General features: G+C 57.5%; 5 protein-coding genes, 2 tRNA genes and 1 pseudogene. 2 read left to right on the top strand and 6 right to left on the bottom strand.

All coding sequences use genetic code 11. The features are described 5' to 3' along the window. Positions 1-875, bottom strand: an 875-nt coding sequence (locus tag M0974_RS30830) for an aconitase family protein (RefSeq protein WP_297845770.1), incomplete at its 3' end; no start/stop codon positions are given. Between the two features lie 164 nt (positions 876-1,039). On the opposite strand from M0974_RS30830, the gene M0974_RS30825 reads away from it, so the two are divergent. Then, positions 1,040-1,918: a LysR family transcriptional regulator gene (locus M0974_RS30825; RefSeq protein WP_297845768.1), complete on the top strand. Its 879-nt coding sequence runs from the start codon at positions 1,040-1,042 to the stop codon at positions 1,916-1,918. 130 nt (positions 1,919-2,048) lie between these two features. Next, positions 2,049-4,496: pseudogene (locus M0974_RS30820) on the top strand (EAL domain-containing protein); the annotation flags it as partial. Positions 4,497-4,629: 133 nt separating this feature from the next. Here M0974_RS30820 and M0974_RS30815 read toward each other — a convergent pair. From M0974_RS30815 to M0974_RS30795, 5 genes are all read right to left on the bottom strand, one after another. Then, positions 4,630-5,589: a tRNA-dihydrouridine synthase gene (locus M0974_RS30815; protein WP_297845765.1), complete on the bottom strand. Its 960-nt coding sequence runs from the start codon at positions 5,587-5,589 to the stop codon at positions 4,630-4,632. A 73-nt stretch (positions 5,590-5,662) separates the two neighbouring features. Further along, positions 5,663-6,103, bottom strand: coding sequence for a thioesterase family protein (locus tag M0974_RS30810; RefSeq protein WP_297845764.1), 441 nt, complete (start codon positions 6,101-6,103; stop codon positions 5,663-5,665). An 84-nt stretch (positions 6,104-6,187) separates the two neighbouring features. Further along, positions 6,188-6,727 (bottom strand): TetR/AcrR family transcriptional regulator, encoded by a 540-nt coding sequence (locus M0974_RS30805; RefSeq protein WP_297845762.1) that lies wholly within the window; start codon positions 6,725-6,727, stop codon positions 6,188-6,190. A gap of 177 nt (positions 6,728-6,904) precedes the next feature. Beyond that, positions 6,905-6,980: transfer RNA gene (locus tag M0974_RS30800), tRNA-Glu, on the bottom strand. A 79-nt stretch (positions 6,981-7,059) separates the two neighbouring features. Beyond that, positions 7,060-7,135 (bottom strand) — tRNA-Ala (locus M0974_RS30795). Between the last annotated feature and the right edge of the window lies 1 nt (position 7,136).

Here is a 7,136-nt window from a genome sequence, read left to right as displayed (position 1 = left end):
TGTGGCTTGATCTGGGTCGCGTCCAACTTGACCACGGTATCGAACGTAGCATCCGCGTCGGACACCAAGTCCTTCCACGTTTCAACCGCCATGTCCCATTCCGCGCCTTTCGGGGCAAATGGACGACCTTTCACGTAGGCAACCGTCTTCTCATCGGTGGCCACCAGACCAACGCGGGCGCCGGCTTCGATGGACATGTTGCAGATGGTCATGCGGCCTTCAACGGACAGATCACGGATCGCGCTGCCGGCAAACTCGATCGCGTGACCATTGCCGCCTGCGGTGCCGATTTTGCCGATGATCGCCAGCACGATGTCTTTAGCGGTCACGCCAAACGGCAATTTGCCTTCGACCGAAACCAGCATGTTTTTCATTTTCTTGGCGACCAGGCACTGGGTGGCGAGCACATGCTCAACCTCCGAAGTCCCGATACCGTGGGCCAAGGCACCGAACGCGCCGTGGGTCGAGGTGTGCGAATCACCGCAGACCACGGTCATGCCGGGCAAGGTTGCACCCTGCTCGGGGCCAATGACATGAACGATGCCCTGGCGCGGGTCGTTCATCTTGAATTCGGTAATACCGTATTCGTCGCAGTTGTCATCAAGGGTCTGCACTTGCAGGCGTGAAACCTGGTCGACGATGGCCTCAATCCCGCCCAGACGGTCAGGCGTGGTTGGCACGTTGTGGTCCACGGTCGCAATGTTGGCGTCGATCCGCCATGGCGCACGCTTGGCCAGACGCAAACCTTCGAAGGCTTGCGGTGACGTCACTTCATGAATGATGTGACGGTCGATGTAAAGCAGCGCAGAACCATCATCGCGCTGTTTAACCAAGTGCGAATCCCAAAGCTTGTCGTAGAGCGTTTTGCCGGCCATCAGACGTTTCCTCATCAGCGGTCTATCTATGCCAATCACTGAGTCCCGATTTTATAACCGTTAACGCAATGACCTCGTGGCTTGTGAGGTAAATATTATGAGGTATGATTAAATAACTCAAATTCATATTTTTTATGCTTTGGATAACTTACTGGAATACGACTATGGATTTGGCTAATCTCAACGCTTTTATTGCCATTGCCGAGACCGGCGGCTTCTCCACGGCGGGCGAACGTTTGCACCTGACGCAGCCTGCGATCAGCAAGCGCATTGCTGGCCTGGAGCAACAGCTAAATGTCAGGCTATTCGACCGGCTGGGCCGTGAAGTTAGCCTGACTGAGGCGGGCCGGGCGCTATTGCCACGGGCCTATCAAATTATCAGTGTGCTAGATGACACGCGGCGAGCGCTGAACAACCTCACCGGAGAGGTCAGCGGACGACTCACCTTGGCCACTAGCCACCACATCGGCCTTCACCGCCTACCACCGATATTGCGCGAGTACACCCGGCGTTATCCCGGGGTCGCGCTGGATATTCAGTTTCTCGATTCGGAAGTTGCGTACGACGAAATACTCCATGGTCGCGCGGAGCTGGCAGTGATTACCTTGGCGCCAGCCCCTCATGCGCTGGTGAAAGCCGTTTTAGTCTGGGACGATCCGCTGGATTTCGTTGCCGCGCCAGAGCACCCGTTGGCCACCGGTGGTGAGGTTAGTTTGACCGACGTTGCGAGCTATCCTGCCGTGTTTCCCGGCGAAAACACGTTCACCCACCACATCGTTAGCCGCCTGTGTGAAGCTCAGGGGTTGAAACCCAATATTGCCATGAGCACCAATTATATGGAGACCATCAAGATGATGGTTTCCATTGGATTGGCGTGGAGCGTATTGCCACGTACCATGCTCGATGATCAGGTTGCGCGCATCGCATTGCCGGGCATACAACTCACCCGTCAGCTAGGCTACATCGTGCATACCGAGCGCACGCTGTCCAATGCGGCCCGGGCATTCATGGCATTGCTGGACGCACAAATAACGCTTCCCTGACGACGGACCTTACCAGTGCCAACAGGTTACTCCTGTTCGCCGATGCATTGAAGGTTGCTCAACGATGCCCGACACAGCGGAAAACCTGCCCTACCTGGCGCTCAGCCAAGCGACCAAGCTCACCGGCCCGGAGCAACGCTTTGCGACGCTGTACGACCTCAGCCCCAATGTCGTCCTCCTGACCCGCCTGGAAGATGGCTTGATCTGTGAGGCTAATCGTTATTTCGAAAGCCTGATGGGTTGGCCGATAAAGGATGTTCTGGGCCGTACGACCGCCGACATCGGCTTGTGGGCTGAGCCATTGCAACGCTTGCAAATTTTGCAGCTGATCGAAGGCGAACCGAAGCCGGTCAGCCTCGAAGCACGTTTAAACACCTACGATGGCCGCACCCTCGAAGGCACCCTCTGCGCCCAGAAAATCGAGCTCGACGGCTGTGCTTATATTCTCAGTACTTTTCTCGACAACACCGAACATAAACGCTCAGAACAAGCGCTAAAGGACAGCCAGGAACGCCTGGACCTGGCACTGGACTCAGCGCAATTGGGTACATGGGATTGGCACATCCCCACGGGCATGCTTTACGGCTCGGCTCGCTCCGCCGAATTGCACGGCCTGCCGCCCGAACCGTTCCACGAACCTTTCGACTCCTTTTTTGACTGCGTGCCCGCGCAAGAGCGCGACACTATGCGCGATGCCTACCGCAGCTTGCGCGCAGGTCCGGCGGGAAACTACCAGATTACTTACCGCATCCAATTGGAAAACGGCACATCACGCTTCCTTGAGAGCCGCGCCCGTCTGTACCGCGACGCCAGCGGCCACCCATTGCGCATGGCCGGCACCCTGCTCGACATCACGGACCAGGTTGAGCGCGAACAACGCCTGACGAGTTCCGAAGAGAAGTTCGCCAAGGCATTTCACTCCAGCCCCGATGCCATCACCATTACCGAGCGAGACTCAGGTCGCTACCTTGAGGTCAATGACGGCTTTTGCCGATTGACCGGGCACACGAGCGAAAATGTCATTGGCCGCACGGTCTATGAAGTAGGCATCTGGGCCGATAATCATCGCGAGTTACTGCTCAAAGATTTGCAGGAATCTGGCCGAGTGCATCACAGGGAAATGCAGGCTTTCGGTAAAAACGGCGAGGTGCTGACGGTCGATGTGTCGATGGAGCCGATTACCCTTAACGGAACCGCCTGCCTGCTCATGACTGCGCGCGACATCAGCCAGTTGAAAAGCGCCCAGGCACAGATTCAGCACCTGGCTTATCACGACCCGCTCACCGACCTGCCCAATCGCGCGTCGCTGATGGAGCGCCTGAGCGAACAGATCGAATGGCTCAAACATCACAACCTGCGCGGGGCCCTTCTGTTCCTTGACCTCGACCACTTTAAACACATTAACGACTCCCTCGGCCATCCGGTGGGCGATAGCGTACTGAAGATCATCACTGCACGCCTGGAGGCTACAGTCCGCGCTGAGGACACGGTTGCGCGCCTGGGCGGTGATGAGTTCGTGGTACTACTTAGCGGTTTGGTGGGCACCCGAACCGAAGTCACTCACCAGGTACGTGGTTTGGCCGATACCCTGCGCGAGTTGCTCGCTGAACCGATGTTCCTCGACGGCCAGCGTTTGCAGGTAACGCCGAGTATTGGTGTAGCGTTGATTCCAGATCACGGCTCGACCCCGGCCGACCTGCTCAAACGCGCCGACATTGCGTTGTACCGAGCCAAAGACTCTGGGCGTAACACGACGCAGCTGTTTCACAGCACCATGCAAAAAGCGGCCAGCGAGCGCTTGCGCATGGAAAACGACCTGCGGCTGGCGCTGACCCGTGGTGAGTTCAGCCTGCACTATCAACCCCAAGTGGACGCTAGGGATGACCGCATCGTTGGCGCCGAAGCGTTATTGCGCTGGCAGCATCCGCAAATGGGGGCGCTGCCTCCAACGCAATTTATTCGGGTACTGGAAGAAAGCGGGATGATTCTGGAAGTTGGCAGCTGGATTCTTGACGAAGCCTGCAAAACCGGCGGGCAGCTTTTGCACCGAGCGCTGATTGATTCAGACGATTTCAGCATGTGCGTCAACATCAGCCCTCGACAATTTCGCCAAACCGACTTCGTCGAGCGAGTAGAGCGCAGCTTGCGAAACCACCGCTTCCCTGCCCGACTGCTTAAGCTGGAAATCACCGAAGGCATCGTGATCCAAAACATCGACGACACCATCGCCAAGATGCGTCGCCTGAAGAAAATGGGCGTCACTTTCGCCATGGATGACTTCGGTACGGGTTATTCGTCGCTGACGTACCTCAAGCGACTGCCCGTGGATGCGCTGAAAATTGACCAATCCTTTGTCCGTGATGCGACGACCGACCCCAACGACGCCGAAATCATCCGCGCCATAGTGGCCATGGCGCAAAGTTTGAACTTGGCCGTCATCGCCGAGGGCGTTGAAAAGCCCGAGCAGTTGCGGTTTCTAGAGCAACTGGGTTGTCATTTGTATCAGGGGTATTTGTTCAGCGAGCCACTGCCGCTGGATGGATTTGTGGGGTTGTTGAGTGCAGATGGAGGGTTGTAAACGCCAATCTGCAACGCTTTCGCGAACGGTGCGGGACCGAACTTGTTCGGGAAGCGAGAAACGCGGTCTGTCAGATACATCGCACCGCCTGATTCGCGAACAAGTTCGCTCCCACCGGAATTTCCGGATTGCCCTACGCCGCTTCGCTGCGGATGAAGCCGATCAAGTGCCCGATGCGCTGGCAGTCGGTCTCGCGGCGCAGGGTGTTGAACAGCTCCGTGGCTTCGGGGTAACTCTTGGTTAACAACGCAAGCCACTGTTTCAAACGGCCGGGCGCCTGAATCGGGGTCATTTTTTCCAACGCGTGCAGCCAGAACACGTGCACGATGGGCAGCAGTTCTGACCAGGTCATCTCGACCACCTCTTCGCCCGCTTCGGCAGCCGCAATCTGCCTTGCCAAGTCAGGGCGGGCCACCAGTCCGCGGCCGATCATGATGTCCCTGGCGCCACAGATTTCCCGACAGCGCCGCCAGTCGTCCACGGTCCAGATTTCACCGTTGGCAACCACAGGCACCTTGACCACTTCCTGAATGCGCCCGATCCATTCCCAGTGCGCAGGCGGTTTATAGCCATCGACCTTAGTCCGCGCATGCACCACGATTTGCTCAGCGCCGCCATCGGCCAACGCCCTCGCGCAATCCAACGCCCCTTCCGGGCTTTCGTAACCGAGGCGCATTTTGGCGGTCACGGGAATGTGCGCAGGTACCGCACGGCGTACCTGCTCGACGATGCGGTGCAGCAACTCGGGCTCTTTGAGCAGGATTGCACCGCCACGGGAGCGATTGACTGTCTTGGCCGGACAGCCGAAGTTCAGGTCCAGCACTGGAGCGCCCAGCTCGCAGGCAAAGGCCGCGTTCTCGGCCAAACACACTGGGTCTGAACCCAGCAGTTGCAAGCGCAATGGCACGCCAGCAGCGGTTTTGGCGTCTGTGTGCAGCTCCGACGCGTATTTGTAGAAGTAGTGAGCGGGCATCAAGCGCTCGGACACGCGAATGAATTCGGTCACGCACCAGTCGATGCCACCGACCTGAGTCAGTACATCGCGCAGGATGTCGTCAACCAAACCCTCCATGGGCGCCAGAGCAATTTGCATGGGTCACACTCGAAAAAAGTCCGGCAGTTTACGGGGCGGACCGGGGATTGGAAATGCTTATGCGCGGCAAGGCTCAGGCTGGAGGGATTATCAGCGCTGGCCCGTAGCCCTCGATGAATTCTGCCGGCATGCGCTTTGGCTTGCCCGTGGACAATTCGATGCAGACAAAGGTGGTTTGCGCACGCAGCAAGGTCATGCCATCACTGGGCCGTTTGAGCTGAAACCGGCGGGTCATTTTCAAGCGCTGATCCCAACTGACAATCCAGGTTGCCAATTGCAGTACGTCGTCTTCATAGGCGCTGGCCAGATAGTCGATTTCATGGCGAACCACCGCCATTGCACGGTCGATGCGACGGTACTCGGTCAGGTCCAGGCCAAGCTGCTGGGAATGCCGCCAGGCACAGCGCTCCAACCAAGTGACGTACACCGCGTTATTGGCATGCCCCAATCCATCGATGTCGTCAGAGGTGACATTCAGGTCAATGACGAATGGCGTAACCAGATCCCAGCTCATGCTTGCTCCTTTCCGGCCTACCTTTCGACGGCAAGCCACTGGAGAGCAGTGTAACGGAAGGTCGGTCCAATCGGTGGCAGGTCGTCAGAGCACTGCCGATTTGGCGGCGCGCAATACTCGGTCAGACAAATCGCCGGGGCCCAATGCACGCGCCAGCGCCAAGCCTCCGAGCATCAACGCAAGATCAGCCAGTGCGGTATTGGCTTCCTCAGGGCTGGAGGACAGTTGCGCGGTCATCAGCTCCACGTGTTCTGCCAGCGCCTCACGAAAGCTGTCAGGCAAGCGCGCCATCTCAGCCACGGTGGATGGCAATGGACACGCCTGCTCAGAGGCATCCCGGTGTTTACGGGACAGGTAAAACGCGGCCAACAATCCACGACGCTCTTCTCCTGGGAGGTCGCCGCTGATAGCGTCCAAGGCATCGCGCCGACAGGAGAGCAACTGGTTGAATACTTCCAGCATCATCGCGTCTTTGCTTTCAAAGTGCGCATAAAAACCACCAACCGTCAGGCCTGCCGCACCCATCACTTCGCTGACGCTTGGCTCGATGGGGCCACGCGTAATCAAGGCAGAGCTGGCGGCCTTAAGAATTCGTTCGCGGGTTTGAGCTTTTTTGTCGTTCATGCGGCCTCCTGATATTACGCAGAGAATATTATTTACATAATAATATTGGCAAGCCAAAACGTGCCCGTCGGTCGGGGACACCGCGTGCAAGGGGATATGGGTAGGAAAAACGCAGCACAAAAACAAAAGGGCCATTCAATAATTGAATGACCCTTGGCCCGTATAACGGGAAAATCGTGGCGTCCCCTAGGGGACTCGAACCCCTGTTACCGCCGTGAAAGGGCGGTGTCCTAGGCCACTAGACGAAGGGGACGCAAAACCTTCTATACACATGACCAGCCTGAGGCTGGTCGATCCAAGGTTTGTGTGGCCAAACCTCGAACCGTACAAATTGGTGGAGCTAAACGGGATCGAACCGTTGACCTCTTGCATGCCATGCAAGCGCTCTCCCAGCTGAGCTATAGCCCCA

The organism is Pseudomonas sp., from assembly GCF_026224925.1.
GTDB lineage: Bacteria > Pseudomonadota > Gammaproteobacteria > Pseudomonadales > Pseudomonadaceae > Aquipseudomonas.
The sequence above is the reverse complement of the archived record's forward strand: the minus strand, read 5'-3'. Positions and strand labels throughout refer to the sequence as shown.